The organism is Arcicella gelida (assembly GCF_034931025.1).
GTDB classification, from domain to species: Bacteria; Bacteroidota; Bacteroidia; order Cytophagales; family Spirosomataceae; genus Arcicella; species Arcicella gelida.
In genome coordinates, this window is record NZ_JAYGIL010000013.1 from 80053 (window position 1) to 101181 (window position 21129).

Sequence of the window (21129 nt, forward strand, 5' to 3'; positions counted from 1 at the left end):
AACCATCTCATTGCTTTAACCCCAGTAATATAACCACAAAAAAATTTAAGAAAAAAAACCAAAATGATCGACAAAAAAACTGCTTCAGGAACCAAAAAAAGCGCAAGCTTTTGGAATGAAAAATGGGTAGATATTCCTTTTAACGAAGTTGAAAATCCACCTGTTTATAAGGTGTCAAACTATGGTCGTTTAAAGAGTTTTCAAAATGACCCAGTTCAAGGAGACATCATTAATGGCTCTAAAATTCAAGGATACAAATCGTTGAATATTAGGGCAAAAGGAAATAAGTCATTAAACAGGTATGTTCATAAACTTGTAGCCGAATTCTTTTTAGAAAAACAAAACGAAGAACAGAAATTTGTCATTCATCTTGACCATGACAAACTAAATAATCATTGGGAAAACCTAAAGTGGGTTTCTCGTGATGAAATGACTATCCATAACCGTGAAAATCCTGCGGTGAAAGATAGAGTAATTCCGAAACGTACCAAAAATTACAAATTGACTGAAAGTAAAGTTATTATGATTAAAAAAATGCTTAGGTCAGATAAAAACCGTTTGAAAATGATTGCAAAGCAATTTGGCATTACGCATACTCAGCTCAACAGAATTCGTTCAGGCGAAAACTGGGGACATGTGAAGTTGGAAGATTAAATAGAAAACGGGTTTAGAATTTACATGCTAAACCCGTTTTTATTTCCTATTTATTGAAAAGCTAACCTTTATTTCACTACAGCCAAACGACTTACCAAAGTCTCCTCTCCTTTTGCATTTGCAGAGAAAATCAGGTAAATCCCCGTTTCTGCTCTTTTCCCTTCTAAAGTTTTTCCATTCCAAACAGCAGTACCTCCGTTGGCTCTGGTTTCATAAACCAAATTCCCTGCAACGTCTGTAATTTTCACAAAGGCATTTTCAACCAATCCTTCAATGCCAATTTGTCCTTCAAAGTCTGGTCTAACAGGATTTGGGAATACTTTTACATTTTGTTCAGCTTGACTATTGGTACTTTCGGTAGCAGTACCTCTGTATGAAACCAAACCTTTTGTCGTACGAATAAATACATTTCCAGAGTTCGGTTCAAGCGTGATGTAATTAATAGCATTTGAAGGTAAAGGAGAATTACTTTCAGTGAAATTTGTGACTAATTCCGTTCCATCGGCATTAAATAAAAAGATTCCGTTTAAAGTTCCCATCCATTTCCTATTTCCTCCATCGATGCCTATCGCCGTTACTGTTTCATTTCCCAACAGTCTCCTTCTTTCAAAAACAGGCGTATAAGCATCAAAATTTCTACCAGAAAAAACATTCGCAGGATTATCAAAAACAACCACGCCTCTATCAGTACCAACCCACATTTGTCCGTCTTTATCCAATGCCAAGGTTTTCACAGTAGTACTTGGCAAATTGCCAAAACCTACGCCAGTGGTGACATATTTTTGTTGATTACTGGTATTTTTTACCATTATTCCACCAAAACTATTACTCCTAATCCAGATATTTCCTTCTAAATCTACTACAACAGAATCTTTTCTTTGACTGAATAAAGTATCTAAACTATTCGGACTGTAGGTTTTATAATTTCCTTCAAGGTTACTTAAAAGTCCATTTTTATTATCTGCAATCCAATATTTCCCTTGTGAATCAGCTCTTAAAAATTGTGGAGATTGAATTTTGGCATCCGATAATTTTGTAAAAGTCAGTAAATCCATATCCAAAACATTTAGCTGCCCGTTGGCGATAAGGAAATATTTGTTGCCTGTGATATGGTTGATGGACGTTATTTTATCAGAGAGTAATAATACACCTGATAATTTGCCATTTTGATAAGAAGATACTCTTCCAGATTCTGTTGCGATAAGAAGTCCATTCTGCCAGTTCACTAAAGTACTTTGTTCTGCTGTCAGAGTGGTCCAATTACCAAAAAACTGTAGATTAACATTACTGGCAAATTTAGCTTTGCGAATACCTACCGAAGTGGCTAAAAAAATAGAATCGTTGGCAAATACTGTTTTATAAATCTTAATCGTGTTACCATTCTCACCTAAATTTTGATAGGTTTCTTTAATCTCCTCTTTTTCAAGGTCAAGAATTACTAAACCAAAATCATAAGCCAAATAAGCAAGGTTATTACTAACTGAAATATGATTGACTACTTTACTAGCAAGGATTGAACTAGATTCTTTCAATAAAGAAATATTCGTAATTTTTGAAGGTTCGGCTTTTTCATCTAGCCGTATTAAATCAATATTCCCCGTTTGATAAGTAAGAATTAGCGTATTTTGATTGACGGCATAAGCAATTTTCACAATGCCAATTTCTGATAAACCATCAATTTTAGAAAGTTTAACGGATTCATTCGCTGTTTTATCGTAATAGAAAAAGCCATTTTCGGTTACGCAGTAAATCTTATCTTGAACAATGGCAATATCTTTTGCTGTGGAATAATTGAAGTAGGTTTGCCAAGTACCAATTGGTACTTGTGCTAAAATCTGAGAAAAAATACTAACATTCAATAAGCAAGAAAAAACGAGCAGATTTAAGATAAACCAATGAGTATTTCTAGGTTTAAAAACTGTTTTGCTTCTTTTTGACAATCTAACAAGCATAAATTTTTATGTTATAAATGAAAACATTTTCTACATCTTGCTTCATAGCTATCTGTTTCTCCGAGCATTACTTGTTCTTTGCCAGCAGTTTTTCGGTATGAATAATTGGCAACATCGCCACAAACCATACAAACTGCATGAACTTTTGTAATGTATTCTGCAATAGCCATTAGCGCTGGCATTGGTCCAAAAGGATTGCCTTGAAAGTCCATATCCAAACCCGCAATAATTACTCTTTTTCCATTAAATGCCAAAGAGTTTGCTATTTCAACGATTCCTTCATCAAAAAATTGGGTTTCATCGATACCAACGACATCACAATCACCAGAAAGTAAGAGTATTTCATGCGAAGATTGTATTGGTGTTGAACGAATTGAGGAAGAATTATGCGAAACAATATCTTCATGATGATATCGAACATCAATGGCTGGTTTAAAGATTTCTACTTTTTGCTTTGCTATTTTTGCTCTATTCAATCTACGAATTAATTCCTCTGTTTTACCAGAAAACATTGAGCCACAGACTACTTCAATCCAGCCTGTTTTTTTTCCATTTTGTTGATGTTGGTTATGATACGGTTCAATAAACACTTCGTTAATTATTTTTGGTTCTAAAAATTTATCATTTTACGAAGATAAAGAATTTAAAATGGATGATATGAAATTATCTTTTAAAGACAAAAAATTGTAAATTGATTAATAACAAAATAGTACAAAAACAAACAATAAAATTGTCTTATTTGAAGGTTTTTAGTATTATTGCGTTCACTTAACCATAAATCACTAATACAACATGAAGACAATTAATCAATGGCTCGACGAATACGGAGAAAGCCATCAAAACCCCACCAACAAAACCGTTCATTGGATTTGCGTTCCACTCATTTTTTTTAGTCTTTTAGGACTACTCTACAGCATCAAACTTTCATTCTTCAGTCTCGGTAATATTCAAGGTAACGCTGCATTTATTGTGTTAACGCTAACACTGATTTATTACTTTAATCTATCCAAACCTTTATCTGCTGGGATGTTGCTATTTTCAGCTCTTTGTTTATTCATTTGTTATTTAATCGAAAATTCTGCTTTCGTACCACTTTGGCAAGTATGTGTTACTATTTTCGTTTTGGCTTGGATTGGACAATTTTGGGGGCATAAAATTGAAGGGAAAAAGCCTTCTTTCTTCAAAGATTTACTCTTTTTAATGATAGGTCCTGCTTGGTTGATGAGTTTTATTTACCAACGTTTGGGCATAAGTTATTAAAAATAATAATCGTCATTCTAACAGTACTCCTTGTCCTTAAAACTTACCATTCATACTATTTCAGGATAAAACAGTATCAAGTAGTTAATATTTGATACTGTTTTCGTTTTCAGCCATTTAACTGAAAACATCTCAAATTTCAAACTTAAATCAACCAAAACCATGTTTGTAATTATTTTAGGTATCATCATTTTAGTGGTAGGCTTTGCCATTAATACTCCATCTTTATCGACTGCACGTTTTTCTCGTCCTGTAAAAGTGGTAGGTATTGTTATTATTGTAATCGGAGTTCTTGGTTCAGGAGTTAAACAAATTGATGCAGGCGAAGTTGGCGTACAATCATTATTCGGAAATGTAAATCCTAATACTTTATCAAGTGGGCTAAACTTTGTAAATCCTTTAGCAGAAGTTCAGACATTTGACATTAAGACACAAAACTACACGATGTCGGCAATACATGATGAAGGAAGTAAAGATGGAGATGATGCAATCAGGGTTTTAACAGCAGATGGATTAGAAGTAGTTATCGACCTAACGGTATTATACAGAGTAATTCCTGTAGATGCTCCTAAAATTTTAAAAGAAATTGGCTTAGACTATAACGACAAAGTTGTTCGACCAATCACAAGAACAAAAATCAGGGATAATGCCGTTTATTATGATGCTGTAGCACTTTATTCTACCAAAAGAGATGAGTTCCAAACAAGAATTTTCAAATCTATCGAAAAAGATTTATCAAAAAGAGGTTTGTTACTTGAACAATTATTAATCCGAAATATCAATCTACCAACTTCAGTAAAACAAACGATTGAATCTAAAATTAATGCAGAACAGGAAGCTCAAAAAATGCAATTTGTACTTCAGAAAGAAAAACAAGAAGCTGAACGTAAACGAGTTGAAGCCCAAGGTATAGCTGATTATCAGAAAATACTTTCTACAGGTTTAAGTGATAAACAATTGCAATACGAAATGATAAAAGCACAAAAAGAATTAGCACTTTCACCCAATGCTAAAGTTATTATCCTTGGTGGAAAAGGAAATACGCCAATTATTCTAGGGGATAAATAAAACAAAAAGCCTGTTTCCGATGTGGAAACAGGCTTTTATTTGAAGAGATTTGGAAAAATAGTTTGATAATTCAAACAACTATTTTCTATCAAATCTTATTTTCCTTGACCATTCGCCAATAATTGGAAGAATTGATCCAATTTAGGAGTTACGATAATTTCAGTTCTACGATTTAATTTACGTCCAGCAGAATTTTCGTTTGAATCTTTAGGAGCAAATTCTGAACGTCCACCAGCAGTCATACGCTCTGGAGCTACGCTAAATTTAGTTTGCAATAAACGAACAACTGAAGTAGCACGTTTAGTACTTAAATCCCAGTTATCTTTCAAACAGTCAGTAGCAATAGGTACACTATCAGTATGACCTTCAACTAAAATATCTAACTCTTTGTGATCATTCACAACTTTAGCAACTTTTTCTAAAACTGTTTCAGCTTTTGAATTGATAACTGCGCTACCCGATTGGAAAAGCATTTTATCAGAAATTGAGATATATACAACTCCTTTTTTCACTTCTACGGTTACATCGTCATCATTTACATCAGCTAACGAACGTTTCAACGTCATTACTAAAGCTAAATTCAAAGAATCTTTACGTTGAACAGAAGAGTTCAAATCTTTGATGTATTTGCTTTGGTCGTTCAAAGTTTCCAAAGATTTTTTGATACTTTCAGCACCAGCTTTGCTTACGATAGAAAGATCTGACATTCTGTCTAACAAATTAGTGTTAGTTTTTTTCAAATAGTCAATTTGGTCTTCTAAGCTTTTCAACTGTTTAATCTTAGCTTGCAAATCTCCATCTTTCGATTTCAAATCAGCTTCTAAACTTGCTCTTGTTTTATCACAGTCGTTTAAGTCCGCTTTAGCTTTTGCAAGAGAACTTTCAGTGCTTGCTTTGAAGTTAGCATATTCCGCTTGAGCAGCTGTTAGTTTTTTCTTACTCACGCACGAAGACATGATTACTATTGATGAGGCAAACAAAATTAATTTTTTCATACTTTTTTAGTTTTAATGCTAATTGCTCTATTAAAATTTGAAACGAAAATACTATAAAAAAATTACATAATTGTCATGATTTGTCTTTAGTACAAGTATAAAAAAGGTCAAATCATGTCAAATTTCATGAATTAGCACGTGTATCTCAAAATAAGTCAAAACAAGATTTGATAAGTTCAAAATATTTTTTCTTTAAATCTATTCTGAACATCTCTCGCTACATAATCAATTTCAAACACTCAAGAATTTATGCTAATCACGATAAAAACACAATTATTTTTTAGCATAATCCCTCTACAATATTAAGAAGTAACATCAATATTTGCCATTTTATCAAAACTGATAATTTATTTGGCACATAAAACAAAAGCGGTTGTTTCAGATTTGAAACAACCGCTTTTTATGAAAACTATCAGAAAATTAAGCTACTGTAGAGCTCATTACTTCTGTTTGTTTACGAATTGATTCTAAGTGAACCAATTTGAACAATTCTTCAACGAATTCAGGATACAAGCCTAAACCACTTGCTTGTTTAGCACGGTCAGCATGTACTTGTTTCCAACGGTCTAATTGTAATACAGCAACGTTGTTATCACGTTTGTATTCGCCTAACTTCTCTACGATAGCCATACGAGCTGCTAATACTTCCATTAATTCACGGTCGATATTATCAATTTTAGCACGCATTGCAGCTAATTCGTCAGTAAATTCAGCACCATAATTTGCTTGACGTACTTCTAACTCACGTAACATTGTTCCTAAAGCTTCAGGAGTCAATTGTTGTGAAGCATCAGACCAAGCAGCATCTGGATCACGGTGAGTTTCGATAATCATCCCGTCGTAATTCAAATCAAGAATTCTTTGAGACAATTCCATCAACAACGAACGCTTTCCAGCCATGTGAGATGGGTCACCGATGATAGGTAATTGAGGAAACAAACGTTTCATCTCAACAGCCATTTGCCACATTGGTGAGTTACGATACTTTACTTCTTGTGCATTAGAAAAACCACGGTGAATAGCACCTAATTTTTTAATGCCAGATCCTTGTAAACGTTCAAAAGCACCAACCCAAAGGGCTAAGTCTGGATTTACAGGGTTTTTAACTAATACAGGAATATCAACACCTTTAAGAGCATCGGCTAAGTCTTGTACATTAAAAGGGTTTACTGTAGTTCTAGCACCAATCCATAATACATCTACTCCGTATTTAAGAGCAAGTTCGATGTGTTCAGGAGTTGCTACTTCGATAGCTAATGGTAATCCAGTTTGTTTTTTTGCTTCAACAAGCCATTTTAAAGCTGGTTCTCCCATTCCTTCAAAACTTCCTGGACGTGTGCGTGGTTTCCACACACCTGCACGCATGATATGGGCATATCCTTCTGCTTTAATTCTATTAGCAGTCTCCAACACTTGTTCTTCCGTCTCGGCTGAACATGGACCTGCGATAATCAAGGGTTTGCCGTCAGTTTTTATCCATTCCTGCATCGGCACTACATCTAAATTTGCGTTCATTTGGCAAACAGTATTAAGTAAAATCAACTGCTATTATCTATACTCTATCAATTTCTATGCTCTAAGATTCTTAAATCTTCAAAAAAATTAATTTTTTTTCAAACAACAGTTAACAAATTTTCAAAACATTATTTTGTAACAAACAGTATCAACCTTCATAATATTTCATTTAATATTGTAAAAGCTTTATTAAAAGCTGATTAAGTTCCCCCTCTAAAATTTGAGTAAATCCTAAACTAAAAAATTTAATCCGATAAAATTTGTTTTTGTATTATTCTAATATGCTATATTTGCACGTTTTAGTAAAACAACTGACGACGCTCTAAATCATATTAAACTGATTATCAATCAATAAATTATCATTCAGTTTTAATTTATATACGATTATTCGTCTGTAACATGACCAAAATGCCAGCCACATCAACCCTTAAGGAGTCCACAAAAGTTAGTTTTGAAGATACTTCAATCGCTTTTTCTTCAAAATCTAATTTACAATTGAAGAAGATTTATTTAATCTTCGCAAGTATGAACCAGAATTGGCTCGTAAAGTTAGGGACTTTTTTTATCAAACTCTTTATTTTTCTTCATTTTCCCATAAAAAAACTCATAAAAGTTACTGTGTTTGAACAGTTTTGTGGTGGGGAAACTTTGCATGAATGCAATAAGACAATAGAAAATTTGGACAAATCTCATATTGGCACAATATTAGACTATTCTGTAGAGGGCGAAGACAATGAAAAAAGTTTTGACAAAACTACCCAAGAAGTATTGCTAACCATTGAAAAAGCCAACGAGAACATTTCTATCCCTTTCGCAGTATTTAAGGTAACAGGTATTGCAAGTATGGATTTACTTGAAAAAATCCAGAATGAGGAAGAATTAGACAATGATGACAAAGCCGCTTTCGAAAGAGTAAGAGAAAGAATGAACATCCTTTGCGGAAGAGCTCATGCTTTGAAAGTAAGAATATTTGTTGATGCAGAAGAATCTTGGATTCAAGATACTATCGACACCCTTACTTATGGCATGATGGAAAAATACAACCAAGAGGTTTGTATTGTTTATAATACTTTCCAGATGTATCGTAAAGATATGTTACAAAATTTGAAAGATGCTACGCAGCATGCTCGTGAAAGTAATTTCCTTTTAGGTGTAAAATTGGTAAGAGGTGCTTACATGGAAAAAGAACGCCAGCGCTCACACGAAGAAAATTATTGTGAACCTGTTCATGAAACAAAAGCAGCAACCGATCACGACTATAATTTAGGCGTTGATTTTTGTGTAGAAAACAGAAATATTATTTCGCTTTGTGTAGGTACTCATAACGAATTTAGTTGTAAACATTTGGTTGATTTAATGCAAAAAAATCAAATAGCTCCAGCCGACAAACACTTCTACTTCGCTCAACTTTTGGGGATGTCGGATAATATTTCTTACAACCTTTCAAAAGCTGGCTATAATGTAGCAAAATATGTTCCTTATGGCCCAGTAGAAGCTGTAATGCCTTATTTGTTCCGCCGTGCAGATGAAAATACTTCTGTTTCTGGACAAGCAAGTAGAGAATTTACTTTAATCAAACGTGAAATTGTGAGAAGAAAAAGACTAGCTTTTCACAAAAAATAATATTATTTGACGCTATTATACTTTTAGATTAAATATTTCGTCACAAAGACAGTTAACATAAGTGTTTCTGACTTTGTGACTTTTATTTTGTAACTTGCGAAGATTATCATTTTCATTAAAATCCAACAATCTATATCAGTTTTTCCAACCAATCGCTCAAATTCAATATGTTTCGTTCCCCATATAAATACTTTTGGCTTACCTTTTTGCTTATTGTTATTGATCAAATTATTAAAGTAGCTGTTCATAAATATTTGCAATATGAAGGTAATGAAGTACCAATCATTGGTAATTTATTCAAGTTGCATTATGTATTAAACAAAGGAATGGCATTTGGGATGACCCTCGAATTTATTCCTAAACCCTACGGCAAAATAGTTTTAAGTTTGTTTAGAATAGTGGCGATGTTTGGAATTGGCGCTTACTTGGTATCATTGGCACGCAAAAAAGCTCATGTAGGTTTGTTGTGGAGTATTGCCGCCATTTTAGGTGGAGCCATTGGTAATGTGGTTGACAGTACTTTTTATGGAATCATTTTCCATAATGCCCCTTTAGACTCTCCTACTCCTTGGTTTCATGGGCAAGTAATTGATATGTTCTTTTTTGATATTTATCAAGGTTGGTTGCCTGATTGGTTACCTATTTGGGGTGGAACTTGGTATTCAACACCAATTTTTAATTTTGCTGATGCCTCGATTTTTTGTGGTGTTGTAACAATTTTGATTTTCCAGAATAAATTCTTTGAAGAACCAAAAGCCAAAAACGAAATTACGGAATCTGAAAATGACGCTAATAATGACAATGAAGTAAGTACAATTGAAAATACTGAAAATATTGATACCGATTTACAGGAAGAAACAACAGAAGAATCAGAAAGTAAACCTCAAGAATAACAAATAAAATTTTGTTTGAGTATAAAATGAAATCAGAAATTATATTATCAATACTTTGGATAGTTTATGGTGTTTTCCATAGTTTAACTGCCACTGAAAGTTTTAAAAATCTTCTCAAATCAGTTTTGGGAAGATTTTCTATTTATTATCGACTAATTTATAACACTTTAGCAGTTGTATTAATATTGCCAATTATTAAATTCCAACTTGATTCTCCAACAGATTTATTGTTAGAACAATCAATCATGAATCAAATTTTAGGGGGATTAATGATGGGTTCAGGAATATTTCTTGGCTTTTCTGCTTTAAAACAATATGATTTATCTGAGTTTTTAGGAACGGATGCCCTAAAAGATTCGACCAAAAAGAAACAGGAATTATTAATTAAAGATGAATTATCATCCATCGTGCGCCATCCACTTTATTTGGGAATATTGATTTTTTTGTGGGGAGCTTTCGGCTTTTTCGGAACATCCTTGCACTTAGTTACAGCAATCAGCTTAACTTTTTATATCAGGATTGGCATTCATTTTGAAGAAAAAAGATTAGTGAAGGAATTTGGGAAACAATATGAAAAATATCAAAAGGAAGTACCAATGTTAATTCCTAAAATAAGTGATGGAAAATAAACCCATCACTTAATGATTGGTAAGATTTCTGAAAACTTCTTCCATTGTTTTTCCAGAAGTTTTCAAGGCTGAAAGCGAGCTATCGTTTACGATTTTTCCGTGATTAATGATTACTACTCTATCACAAATAGCTTCTACTTCCTGCATGATATGCGTTGAAAAAACAACCGTTTTTTCTTTTCCTACATTTCTAATAACGCCTCTAATTTCAGCTAATTGATTGGGGTCAAGTCCAGTAGTAGGTTCATCTAAAATCAGTACTTTAGGGTCATGAATAAGCGCTTGTGCCAAACCAACACGTTGGCGATAACCTTTTGACAATTGACCTATTTTCTTTTTTTGTTCAAGCGTAAGTCCAACCAATTCAATTACTTCAGCAATTCTATTTTGCAGTTTTTGCCCTTTTATCTGGTAAAGTCCACCCACAAATTCCAGAAATTCCTTTACATACATTTCTAAATATAAAGGATTGTGTTCTGGCAGATAGCCGATATTTTTTCGTACTTCCATCGCATCTTGCTGTACATCGTAGCCACATACTTCTACTTTTCCTGAAGTAGCAGCAAGATAACAAGTAGCGATTTTCATCGTTGTGGATTTTCCAGCACCATTTGGGCCTAAAAAGCCAACGATTTCGCCCTGATTTACTTCAAAAGAAATATCATTTACAGCACTTTGTGTACCATAAATCTTCACTAAATTCTGAATTTTTAAAGACATAAATTGAAAGGTAAGAATATGATTAAATTCAGGAATGAATTAAAGCTCTATTCCTGAATCATTTGTTTGCAACAATTATTGTCCAAACATACTTCCTAAATCCATTCCCGGAATATTAGGCATCAAACCTTGAGTAGCTTTTTGAAGATGATCTTTTATTTTATCTTCAATATTTTCCATTGCATTATTGGTAGCAGCCACAATTAGATCCTGTAAAACTTCACGATCAGACGGTTTAAGTAAGTCTTCGTCAATTTCAATTTTCAAGATTTGTTTTTTACCATTTACCGTAGCAATTACCATCCCTGCTCCTGCTTCGCCAGTCTCAACGATTGAAACTAATGATTCTTGAGCCTCTTTCATTTTTGCTTGAAGGTCTTTCACTTTCCCAAGCATTCCCATCATATCAAACATAATCTTCGTATTTTTTGGTAATAAATTTTCTTTGCAAGTTACAACACTATTCATTTAACACAAAAAAGAAAACTCATGTTGCCCATGAGTTTTCTTTTTGAAAAATTTATTTTCTAGTAAGTCAAAAATAATGTTCCTTCCTTAGTAATCATCTGTCCTGTATAATCTTCTACTTGCAATTTGTAAACATACATTCCTTGCAAAGCTTTTTCACCATTTTGTAAAGTACCATTCCAACCCAATTGTGTATTATTAGGATAATCGTCGGTTTCATCATAAAAAACAGGATTTCCCCAACGATCATAAATATTCATTTTTAATTTTTTGATGAATCTTCCGTAAACAATGAATGAATCATTCACACCATCATTATTTGGCGAAAAAGCATCTGGACTCAGTAAAAGTGATGGTCGATAAATTCTTACAATGTTAGAATGAGTATTTTGGCTAATACTTCCCGTAGTGGGTTTAGCTTCAATCTGAAGATATATTTCTTGTCCTTCGCTATCCGACAAACCTTGTGTGTTAAAAGCATAAGTATTTTTCAGGTTATCAGCCAAGGGTTTTATTACTTGTAAGGTAATTGGGTCAATTTTATTAATCCGATAAAAATCAGTTGCTATCGAAAATGATGATTCTGGCGTCCAGTTAATGACTGAAACAGATGATGATAAGAAAATACTACAAACTTTTTCAGATGGCTCAGATTCCCTGTCACACAAATCCTTCCAAGTCATATAATAACAGTAAGATTGTTTATTAATATCGGCATTTACATCATTTATTGCATTAATTGTAGGTGCTGTGGATTGCAATAATTGATAAGAACCATTAGGAGTATTAGCCCGATAAAACTGATATGAAAGCATTTCTGTCGGCGTTGGTTCACCTGTACCAGATTCAAAAAATCCCTTGACGTTGATTAAATTATTTATTGCTTGAACATCAGCGAAAACGTTGGCAATTTTAGCAAGCGGTTTAGTTGAAGTAGCTTTAATTTTCAAGAGTTGAGAAGTTGATTTTTGTCCATAATTAGTAATGACTCTGTAGATATAATCTTTCCCACAAACAACATCATCGTCGGTAAGCGTAAGCGTTGAAATATTATTAATTGCTGGAAAAAATTTATCAATTGTTACTCCGTCAGTCAATAATCTTTCAACACGGTAGTCGTTATAGACTCCTCCAGTGACATTTGTTAAAGCTCTTAACCAAGAAACCTGAACGGCATTGTTGACCATCGCTAAATTTGCTGGTGTAGTACAAACCTCTTCACTGCTTAAATTAGCAAGGTTAACATTTGTTGTTATAGGACAATTGGCGTCAACCGCCTCAGTTCTAAAGCAGTATTGTCTGTTAGCATTTGGTACAATTACTTTAACTTTATCAAATGTAGTCGTTGAAGTAGAAGTATAATTTGATACAGGATTTGAATAGTCATAGTTAGGAGCTGACAGTGCGTCTCTCATAAATACTTTCCGCTGAATATTATTTTGGGCAAAAACAGCCATTTCAAATTCACTTGGAGTAGCAGTACCAGTAATTGAAGAAATTAAAGGACGTGCTATCGTATTTCCAGTCATTGAAATAGACGGAGAAGTATAGATTGGAGCTGGGCAAGTTCCTGTTTTAGATTGTCCTACAATAGTAATTATTCTGTCAAAATTACCAGGAATAGGTCCACTAGATACAGTTTGTGGATATGATATAGGCTTTACATTAAAAGTAGGGTTAAATAAACTTCCAACAGCAGAAAATGTCACATCATATTCTTCGTAATTATTGTTTGGGTCAGCCTCCAATTTCAACCTAATTAAATTGCCAGCACAAACACTATAAGTAGCAACTGGAGTACTTGGCTTAATAATTTCAATGACTTGGCAAGCATGATGATAATCATTTGTCGTTCCATTTCCTGAATTATCTCCTTGTGTAATTACATAAACACCTGGCCCTGTGTACCAAGACGATGAAGTGCTTATTGTAATTGAAGCATCTCCACCGATTGTATTATAACTAGCACTAGCAGTACTTGGCGTTGAAGGTGGAACAGACAAGGAATTATATTGAGCCACTGGCATCAACCAATAACTAACACCATTTGTACTGGTAGCAGTAATTGTATTTTTTAAAGTTACAGTCTCTCCTTCACAAATTTTAACTGGAATATTATTAGAAGCAGTACTATTACCATCACCATCACCTAGCACTTGTACTTTAGCTCCATTGATACTGAATTCTCCAGGTAGTGTTCCGGGTGGTTCAGCTTTATTTTTACATTGAGCATAAACATTGGCAGACATCAGTATCATTACAAGCTGAATCATCAATATTTTTGCAATTTTATTAAAAATCATATTCATTTATACAAAGTAAATTTCTTCAATACTATACGCAAAAATTGTGCTATAAACTTTTTAAGATATTGGAATTAGGAATATTTTCTAGTTTGTTCTGGCAAATTACGACAGAAAACCTACTAGAACAGTTAATAACAGATAGAAAGATGGTGAATTAAGCCATTGAAAATTGGCTTGACAAACAAATTTATTGCATAATTTTTACCATCTGTAGCTTTAATCTTTAACGCAACGGAACAAAAAATCGTACCTTTGAGGTTATAAAAATACAAGTGAATTGTAATAACAAAGCAACCTCTGAGCCTAGATTCAAGATTTTACCAAGAAAACAATGTCAAAGATAAAATTAGATAGTATCGAAGAGGCGATTGAAGCAATTCGCCAAGGACAAATTATCATCGTTGCCGACGATGAAGACCGTGAAAACGAAGGAGACATGATTTGTGCTTCTGAAGCAATGACTCCAGAATTAGCCAATTTTATGATTCGTGAAGGACGTGGTTTGATGTGTGTTACACTCACTGAAGACCGCTGCAAAGAATTGGATTTAACCATGATGGTTGGTTCAAATACGGCTACGCACGAAACACCTTTTACCGTCTCTGTAGATTTATTGGGAAATGGCTGTACAACAGGTATTTCAGCACATGACCGCTCTAAAACGATTCAGGCTTTAGTAGATGAAAAGACTAAGCCAGAAGATTTAGGAAGACCCGGACATATCTTCCCGCTGAAAGCAAGAACAGAAGGAGTACTTCGCAGAACTGGACATACCGAAGCGGCAATGGATTTTGCTAAATTGGCAGGTTTCAAGCCTTCTGGTGTATTGATTGAAGTATTGAACGAAGATGGAACGATGGCACGTTTACCAGATTTAAGAGCAATTGCTGATAAATTTGATTTGAAATTAGTAACAATAAAAGATTTAGTAGAGTATCGATTAAAGCATGAAAGTTTAATCAAACGTGAAATTGGTGTTGATTTACCAACAGAGTTTGGTCATTTTGATTTAATTGCTTTCAAGCAAATCAATACTGGTGAAACGCATTTAGCTTTAGTAAAAGGTACTTGGGAAAAAGATGAACCTGTTTTAGTACGTGTTCATAGTTCATGTATTACGGGTGATATTTTTGGTTCTTGTCGTTGTGACTGTGGTGAGCAATTGCATCGTGCCATGGAAATCGTTGAAGAAGAAGGTAAAGGCGTAATTTTATACATGTTTCAAGAAGGAAGAGGCATTGGTTTAATCAACAAACTAAAAGCCTATAAATTGCAAGAAATGGGTCGTGATACAGTGGAAGCGAATCTTGAATTAGGTTTCAAAATGGATCAAAGAGATTATGGAGTAGGTGCTTCTATTTTAAGGGATTTAGGTTTAAGCAAAATCCGATTGATTTCAAATAATCCAAAGAAAAGAGCAGCATTATTGGGTTATGGTTTAGAAATTGTAGAAACAGTACCTATTGAAATTGACTCGAATCCTCATAATGAGAATTATCTCAAAACCAAAAGAGATAAAATGGGTCATACTATTATGAGACATAAATAAAAATTAGGGCTTAGTTTTCAACAAACTAAGCCCTAATTTTTTACTATTCTAAATATTAATGCACTAATCCAGCTTCTGCATTTTCTCCAATTTCAACAGTCTCGGTAATTGTTCTTTTTCCTAATAAATAAACTAGGTTAGCAATTAATGCCGAACCTGCCATTGCGGCAACCATTGGTAAAGTTGATGGTTCATCAAACATACTGATTACAACCGAAATCAAAGAACCCATTCCCATTTGAATTGCTCCCATCAAGGCTGATGCTGTTCCTGCATTTTTTGAAAAAGGTGCTAAAGAAAGTGCCGCCATGTTTGGATTGGCAAAACCAATACAAGAAAGAAAGAGGAAAAGTAAGAAAAGCGTAATGCCAAGATTGAGCCAGTCATTATAAGAAGCAACTAAGAAGATAAAACCGACCAATACTTGTGTTCTGAGTGCTACTTGAATAATTTGTTCACTCTTAAATCTACGAAGTACAATATTATTTAACTGACTTGCACCAATGAATCCAATTGATAAAAAGGCAAATATCCATCCGTAAACCTGTTCGCTTACTTTAAAAACATTCATAAAAATCATTGGCGAACCCGAAACGTAAGCAAATAAACCCGCAAAAGAAATTGCCCCAGTTAACGCATAAGTATAAAATTGTGGTTCAATAATTACAGAAATAAAATCACGAATGATAGGCTCTGGCTTTAAAGAGTGTGATGGATCAGGTTTATAGCTGTTGGGAAGCCAAAGTATTACTGATAATAGCAATAAAATACCGATTACAGTTAAGATAATAAAAACTGCTTGCCAACCAAAAGTAGCTGTAACAATTCCACCAACTGTTGGGGCAATCATTGGAGAAACGCCCAAAACTAACATCAATAATGAAAATACTTTAGCACTGTCTTGTACAGGAAAAAGGTCACGTACCATAGCGACTGAGGCAACCGTAGCGGCACAAGCACCGATGGCTTCGATGAATCTGAGTACAATTAAGCTATCAATATCTTTCACCCAAATACAAGCAATTGAGGCTAATATATACAAGGAAAGACCGAAGTATAAAGGTTTCTTTCTACCAAAATGGTCTAATAACGGGCCATAAAGTAATTGTCCTGCTGAAATTCCAATAAAAAAACCAGATAATGTAAGCGATACTTTGGCAGCACTTGTATTCAAATCTTGGGCAATGGCTGGAAAACCAGGCAAATACATATCAATTGAAAAAGGTGCTAATGCCGTTAAGCTACCAAGTATTAGAATAAGAGAATAGTAAGTTTTTTTTGACATCTTAAATAAATTGGAATAATAAAATCGCTGTTTTTCAAGCTAATAGTTAATCGTCTAACAGCCAATTAAGTTCCAAAATTACAAAGAAGATTTGGTTTACTTTACCATTCAATCACTTAATGTATTATTTTGATACAAAAGGATTTTTAGTATTCATGATAATCAAAAAAGAGGCTGTCTCAAATATATTATTGGACAGCCTCTTTTTTGATTATCATTTACACAAAATTACTCTTTTTTCTTAGTCCAATAATAATAAAAAGGTAAGCCTGTTGCCATCAAGCCTAAACCACTAAGTGCTTCGACTGGTTTTTCAATTAAAGTATTCACAATTAAAATAACACAAAAAAGTACAAAAATAGCTGGAACAATAGGATAACCAATTACTCTGTAAGGGCGATGTGCTTCTGGCATTTTTTTACGTAAAACAAACACGCCAAAAGCTGTTGCTCCATAAAATATAAAGGCAGCAAAAATCAGCATATCCGTCAGTTGGTCGAATGTTCCAGACAACACCAAGAGGGAAGTCCAAATTGCTTGAATAAACAAAGCTCTGGATGGTGTATTATAATCTGGATGAATATAATCTACACTTTTGAAAAACATTTTATCATTCGCCATCGCATAAAAAAGCCTTGACGCTAATAAAATAGTAGTACTTGCACAGTTGAAAGTAGCCACTAAAATCAATCCTGAAATCAGAATTCCACCCCAAGAGCCTAAAAAGTGACTCACCACAGCCACAGCAGCAATTCCATTTTTTGATTCATAAATTTGAATAAAATCATCAATTGGTAAAATGTACAGATACACAAAATTCATCGACATGTACAAAGCCATGATGATTAATGTGCCTATGATTAAAGCTAAAGGTAAATTTCTTTGTGGATTTTTCATTTCTCCACCAATAAAACCAACACTTGCCCAACCTTCGTAACCCCAAAAAGCACTCAAACAAGCTAAAGCCAAAGCTTTAAAGAGCGTCGCTCCCGACATTTCATCTGCATTGTAACGAACGCTATTCATCGTAATATTTTCTAAACTTCCGTAGTTTGACAGCAAAGCTAAAATAACAATCAACAGCATTACGGTAATCATCAAAGCCGTTAATACTCTGCTGAGGTTTTCGCCTAATTTCAATCCTTTGTAATTGAAATAGGTTAAAAATATAATTAAAGCGATGGCTACTAATTTTACGCTGAGGTTATCGAAAGGATGTAATCCTATAAAATTTATTTCAGCCAATGAAGAAGCTGTAGTCGGAAATGGGAAAACACTGTTTAAAGATTGTGAAAACACATAAGCAATCGAAGCAATGGATGCGGTACGAATCACAGCGAAGTTGGTCCATCCAAATAGAAAAGCAAAAAAACGGTTGTAGATTTTTCGAAAATAAACAAATTCTCCTCCTGAATCTGCTAACATACTGGCTACTTCTGCATTGGAAAGTGTGCCAGCTAAACTAATCAAGCCTGCCACGAGCCATGCAATTAATACTAAGGAAGGAGATTCTAATGCGGCTGACATCGGAGCTACTTTCTTGAATACTCCTGTACCAATAACAGAACTGATGATGAGTACTACGGCTGAGGTAAGTCCAATAGAGCGAACTAATTTTCCTTGATTAGGAGGAGTTGACTTCATTTGATGTGGTTTTAAAGGATTGACAATTCTATACAAATTAGTCAATGATTGCAAGAATTACAAAAAAGCAGGCACTAGTCATTAAAAGATGCTGATAATGTACACAAAAAGTAATGAATCACAAGGTTTGTTTGTCTGGTGAATCAGGACAGGAAAACCTCCCCTTTCATTATTCAATGAATCGAAAAGATTATGGGTATCTTCGCACAAGAATCAATATGTTGAACCATTTGCTATGAACAAACTTTTACTTTTATTATCCATAATCCTTATTTCTATTTCATCTTTTTCTCAAAAGATTAACGAATCCTTTCAGTTCAATATCAAAAAAACAGATACAAAAATCAAAATTGACGGTATTCTTGATGATGAAGCTTGGAGTAAAACAGATATTGCCAAAGACTTTTGGATGATGACACCAATGGATACTTCACAAAGTTTAGCACCCACTGAAGTACGCCTTACTTATGATGACAATTTTCTGTATATCAGTGCCGTTTGTCACGAAAAAATTAAAAATAAAGGTTTTGTCGTTGAATCTTTAAAAAGAGATTTCAGCTTTGGGAATAATGATAACTTCTGGTTCATCCTTGAACCTTTCAATGATTTAACTAACGGTTTTGTATTTGGAGTAAATGCTGCGGGCGCACAATTTGACGGAATCATTTCTGAAGGAACTAATTTGAATGCCAATTGGGACAATAAATGGTTTTCAGAAACTAAGTACTTAGGCGACCGCTGGATTTTTGAAGCAGCGATTCCTTTTAAAACGCTTCGATACAAAGCTGGAGTAACCAAATGGGGAATGAATTTCAGTAGATTAGATTTAAAATCTGGCGAGAAATCTACTTGGGCTAGAATTCCAAGACAATACTTCAGTATCACACTTGCTTATACTGGAACGATGAATTGGGAAACCCCTCCTCCTACTCCTAAAAGTAATATTTCAATCATTCCTTATGCTTTGGGTGGAACAAGTAAAAATTTTCAAGACGGTTCAGCGACAAGTATCAGAAAAGATGTTGGCTTAGATGCTAAAATCGCTGTTTCATCAGCCTTAAATTTAGATTTAACGGTCAATCCAGATTTTTCTCAAGTAGATGTCGATAAGCAAGTAACCAATTTAAGTCGATTTGAATTATTCTTTCCAGAACGAAGACAATTCTTTTTAGAAAATGCCGATCTCTTCAACAATTTTGGTTTGAGCAGTATTCGCCCTTTTTTTTCAAGAAGAATTGGTTTAGGAGTACCCATTAATTATGGAGCAAGATTGAGCGGAAAAATCAATAATAACCTCAGAATCGGTGCGATGAATATCCAAACTGGAACAAGTGATTTGGATAATCGTCCCAGTCAAAACTTTTCGGCTTTAGTACTTCAACAAAAAGTATTTAGTCGCTCAAACATCAGCATGATGCTTTTAAATAAGCAATCGCTTAATTATGACGAAGTTATCAATAAAGGCTTTAATCAGTACAACCGAAACTTTGGTTTTGAATACAATTTAGCTTCGGCAAGTAATTTGTGGACTGGTAAAGCCATGTACTTAAAATCATACAGCCCAAATACAAAAGGGGATGATTTTGTGAGTGCATTTAATGTATATCATAACGGATTGAATTTTTCTGGAAGTATTCAATATGAATATGTTGGAAGCAATTATAATCCTGAAATTGGCTATGTTCCTCGTGTTGGGTATCATAAAATTGCTATGCCATTACAGTATAATTTTTACCCGAAACAGAAGGGAAGTATCGTTCAATATCATGCTCCCGCTTTCACTTCCAATACTTATTGGAATACTGAAAAAGTACTGACAGACTTTCAACGTCAATATTATTACTTAGTTTCCATGAAAGATAGAAGTAGTTTAACTGCTTATTATGAAACAAATTATATCAAACTACCACGTCCTTTCGACCCAACCAATAAAGGAAGTGATGATAAATTAGCCATCGGTAGCGAACATCATTTTAGTTCTTTTAATCTTAATTATTTATCTACACCAAGAAAAAGATATACTTTTGGTTTTACAGGAAGTTATGGAAGTTACTTTGGCGATGGAAAATTACTCAGTATTTCAAGTGATTTTGGTTATCGTTTCCAACCTTATGTCAGTTTATCTGCCAATATTAATTATGTTGATATTAGTGATATAAAAATTCCTGTGAAAGACCAAGCTGATAAAATTGTGAAAACAAATTTCTGGCTGGTTAGTCCAAAAATTGATATTACTTTTACCAACAAATTATTCTGGACAACTTTTATACAGTATAACGAACAGGTACAAAACGTAAACATTAATAGTCGTGTACAATGGCGTTACAAACCTGCCTCAGATATATTTTTGGTTTATACCGACAATTATATTCCAGGAAGTTTGAACATTAAAAACAGAGCAATTGTATTGAAATTTACTTATTGGTGGCATTTGTAAAAAAGCTATCGGCTTTCGGTCGTCGGCTTTCAGATAAATGATTATTGAAAGCTAATTTTACTCGCAGTTTTTTCGCTGATTGATACGCAGACTAACACAATTTTTTAATCCAAATATGAAGTCAGAAAGCT

The 21129-nt window shown here is 33.9% G+C and carries 17 protein-coding genes; 8 read left to right on the top strand and 9 right to left on the bottom strand.

The features are described 5' to 3' along the window. The first annotated feature begins 63 nt into the window (after positions 1-63). Complete coding sequence (locus VB776_RS12260) at positions 64-654, top strand: HNH endonuclease (RefSeq protein WP_323330014.1); 591 nt, start codon at positions 64-66, stop codon at positions 652-654. 68 nt (positions 655-722) lie between these two features. Here VB776_RS12260 and porZ read toward each other — a convergent pair whose 3' ends face one another. Together porZ and VB776_RS12270 are read right to left on the bottom strand one after the other, a co-directional pair. Further along, complete coding sequence (gene porZ / locus VB776_RS12265; RefSeq protein WP_323330016.1) at positions 723-2606, bottom strand: type IX secretion system anionic LPS delivery protein PorZ; 1884 nt, start codon at positions 2604-2606, stop codon at positions 723-725. Between the two features lie 11 nt (positions 2607-2617). Next, on the bottom strand, positions 2618-3196 hold the full coding sequence (locus VB776_RS12270; protein ID WP_323330018.1) for a thymidine kinase: 579 nt from the start codon (positions 3194-3196) through the stop codon (positions 2618-2620). A 202-nt stretch (positions 3197-3398) separates the two neighbouring features. On the opposite strand from VB776_RS12270, the gene VB776_RS12275 reads away from it, so the two are divergent. Both VB776_RS12275 and VB776_RS12280 read left to right on the top strand, forming a co-directional pair. Continuing rightward, positions 3399-3866: an Mpo1 family 2-hydroxy fatty acid dioxygenase gene (locus VB776_RS12275; RefSeq protein WP_323330020.1), complete on the top strand. Its 468-nt coding sequence runs from the start codon at positions 3399-3401 to the stop codon at positions 3864-3866. Positions 3867-4028: 162 nt separating this feature from the next. Further along, on the top strand, positions 4029-4934 hold the full coding sequence (locus tag VB776_RS12280; RefSeq protein ID WP_323330022.1) for a prohibitin family protein: 906 nt from the start codon (positions 4029-4031) through the stop codon (positions 4932-4934). 95 nt (positions 4935-5029) lie between these two features. Here VB776_RS12280 and VB776_RS12285 read toward each other — a convergent pair whose 3' ends face one another. Both VB776_RS12285 and VB776_RS12290 read right to left on the bottom strand, forming a co-directional pair. Further along, the gene (locus VB776_RS12285; RefSeq protein WP_323260207.1) at positions 5030-5929 is read right to left on the bottom strand and encodes an OmpA/MotB family protein; all 900 of its coding nucleotides are present in this window, start codon (positions 5927-5929) and stop codon (positions 5030-5032) included. A gap of 420 nt (positions 5930-6349) precedes the next feature. Then, the gene (locus VB776_RS12290) at positions 6350-7444 is read right to left on the bottom strand and encodes a chorismate mutase (RefSeq protein ID WP_323260203.1); all 1095 of its coding nucleotides are present in this window, start codon (positions 7442-7444) and stop codon (positions 6350-6352) included. A 408-nt stretch (positions 7445-7852) separates the two neighbouring features. Here VB776_RS12290 and VB776_RS12295 point away from each other — a divergent pair, with 408 nt between their 5' ends. The 3 genes from VB776_RS12295 to VB776_RS12305 all read left to right on the top strand — a co-directional run bounded on the left by VB776_RS12295 (position 7853) and on the right by VB776_RS12305 (position 10589). Continuing rightward, positions 7853-9067 carry a proline dehydrogenase family protein gene (locus VB776_RS12295; RefSeq protein WP_323260202.1) on the top strand — a complete coding sequence of 405 codons (1215 nt, stop codon included), beginning with the start codon at positions 7853-7855 and terminating at the stop codon, positions 9065-9067. A 167-nt stretch (positions 9068-9234) separates the two neighbouring features. Beyond that, positions 9235-9960, top strand: coding sequence for a lipoprotein signal peptidase (locus VB776_RS12300; protein ID WP_323330024.1), 726 nt, complete (start codon positions 9235-9237; stop codon positions 9958-9960). A gap of 26 nt (positions 9961-9986) precedes the next feature. Beyond that, a complete protein-coding gene (locus VB776_RS12305; protein ID WP_323330026.1) occupies positions 9987-10589 on the top strand; it encodes a methyltransferase family protein in 603 nt (200 codons plus the stop codon). Positions 10590-10598: 9 nt separating this feature from the next. On the opposite strand, the gene gldA is transcribed toward VB776_RS12305, so the two are convergent. The 3 genes from gldA to VB776_RS12320 form a co-directional block, all read right to left on the bottom strand. Further along, on the bottom strand, positions 10599-11309 hold the full coding sequence (gene gldA / locus VB776_RS12310) for a gliding motility-associated ABC transporter ATP-binding subunit GldA (RefSeq protein ID WP_323330028.1): 711 nt from the start codon (positions 11307-11309) through the stop codon (positions 10599-10601). Between the two features lie 75 nt (positions 11310-11384). Next, the gene (locus VB776_RS12315; protein ID WP_323330030.1) at positions 11385-11723 is read right to left on the bottom strand and encodes a YbaB/EbfC family nucleoid-associated protein; all 339 of its coding nucleotides are present in this window, start codon (positions 11721-11723) and stop codon (positions 11385-11387) included. A 113-nt stretch (positions 11724-11836) separates the two neighbouring features. Then, positions 11837-14050 (bottom strand): T9SS type B sorting domain-containing protein, encoded by a 2214-nt coding sequence (locus tag VB776_RS12320; protein ID WP_323330032.1) that lies wholly within the window; start codon positions 14048-14050, stop codon positions 11837-11839. Positions 14051-14414: 364 nt separating this feature from the next. Here VB776_RS12320 and VB776_RS12325 point away from each other — a divergent pair, with 364 nt between their 5' ends. Beyond that, positions 14415-15632: a bifunctional 3,4-dihydroxy-2-butanone-4-phosphate synthase/GTP cyclohydrolase II gene (locus tag VB776_RS12325; protein WP_323330034.1), complete on the top strand. Its 1218-nt coding sequence runs from the start codon at positions 14415-14417 to the stop codon at positions 15630-15632. 55 nt (positions 15633-15687) lie between these two features. Here VB776_RS12325 and VB776_RS12330 read toward each other — a convergent pair whose 3' ends face one another. Both VB776_RS12330 and VB776_RS12335 read right to left on the bottom strand, forming a co-directional pair. Then, on the bottom strand, positions 15688-16917 hold the full coding sequence (locus tag VB776_RS12330) for a multidrug effflux MFS transporter (RefSeq protein ID WP_323330036.1): 1230 nt from the start codon (positions 16915-16917) through the stop codon (positions 15688-15690). A gap of 228 nt (positions 16918-17145) precedes the next feature. Further along, positions 17146-18561: an APC family permease gene (locus VB776_RS12335; RefSeq protein ID WP_323330038.1), complete on the bottom strand. Its 1416-nt coding sequence runs from the start codon at positions 18559-18561 to the stop codon at positions 17146-17148. A 235-nt stretch (positions 18562-18796) separates the two neighbouring features. Between VB776_RS12335 and VB776_RS12340 the strand changes: the two genes are divergently transcribed. Continuing rightward, the gene (locus tag VB776_RS12340) at positions 18797-20998 is read left to right on the top strand and encodes a DUF5916 domain-containing protein (protein WP_323330040.1); all 2202 of its coding nucleotides are present in this window, start codon (positions 18797-18799) and stop codon (positions 20996-20998) included. Positions 20999-21129 lie beyond the last annotated feature (131 nt).